Raw genomic sequence first — 1,214 nt, 5'->3', positions numbered from 1 at the left:
GCCAGGGTGTCCTTCACCCCGTCGCAGGCTTTCAGGGCCGCTTCCACTTCCCCGATCTCGATCCGGAAGCCCCGCAGTTTCACCTGCTGATCCATCCGGCCCAGGTATTCCAACTGGCCGTCCCGGTTGAGCTTGACCCGGTCGCCGGTGCGGTAGAGCCGTTCGTTGGGCCGGAACGGGTTCGGCACGAAGCGCTCGGCCGTGGTGGCAGGACGATCCAGGTAGCCTCTTGCCAGGGCCCCGCCCAGGTAGAGTTCACCGGCCACGCCCGGCGGCAACAGGTTCAAGTCACTGTCGAGCACGTAGCCTTGTCGATCTCCCACCAAATCACCGATGGGGGCATAAGGACTGTCGAAGTCCGCCGTCTCAGCGGCCACCCGCCAGAGCGTCGGTGTGACCACCGTCTCCGTCGGGCCGTAGCCGTTGATCACCCAGTCCGGTTTTAGGTGCTCGATGGCGTGGTGCATCATCTGCCGGCTGAAGGCTTCGCCGGCAAAGCAGTAGATGCGCACACCGGGGGGCTGGCCTTTCAGTTCCGCCCACTCCGCCAGTTGGCGCAGGTAACTGGGCGGGAAGGCCGCCACGGTGATGCCTTCCTCGATCAGGCAGTCGTAGGTTTCCTGCACACTCCACAAGGCCTGGTCCCGCAGGACGATGCGGGCACCGTGACTCAATGCCGTCAGCCAGCGCTCGTGGGCCCCGTCGAAGCTGATGGACAGGAAGTGCAGTTCCCGGTCTTCCGGCGTCAGGCCATAACGGGCGCCGATGGTCTGGCAGTGCATGGACATCGCCCCGTGCGGCACCGCGACGCCCTTGGGCTTGCCGGTGGAGCCGGAGGTGTAGATCAGGTAGGCCAGTTGTTCCGGATGGATAAAGGCCTCCGGCACGGATGAGGGCTGACTGGACACATCCAGGTGATTGAGGTTCACCGTCTCGACGCCATCGACCGATGGCAGCCGGTCCAGGGCGGCATCGTGGCTGAGCAGCAGCGACGCGCCGGAATCCTCCAGCATGTAGCGCACCCGCTCGGCCGGGTAGTCCGGGTCCAGCGGCACATAGGCGGCGCCGGTCTTGTGGACGGCGTAGAGCGCCACCAGCATATCCGTGCCCCGCTCCAGGGCGACCCCGACCCGGCTTTCGGCACCGATGCCCTGCCCGATCAGCCAGTGGGCCAGGCGGTTGGCGCGGGTGTCGAATTCGGCGAAGGTCAGGCG

General features: G+C 66.2%; 1 protein-coding gene. It reads right to left on the bottom strand.

Features of this window, described 5'->3' with window-relative positions; translation table 11 throughout:
- On the bottom strand, positions 1-1,214 hold a 1,214-nt coding region (locus J3364_RS22580), incomplete at both ends, for an amino acid adenylation domain-containing protein (RefSeq protein WP_349560414.1).

This window comes from Marinobacter sp. NFXS9 (assembly GCF_040148665.1).
In the GTDB taxonomy this organism is placed as follows: Bacteria; Pseudomonadota; Gammaproteobacteria; order Pseudomonadales; family Oleiphilaceae; genus Marinobacter_A; species Marinobacter_A mangrovi.
The sequence above is the reverse complement of the archived record's forward strand: the minus strand, read 5'-3'. Positions and strand labels throughout refer to the sequence as shown.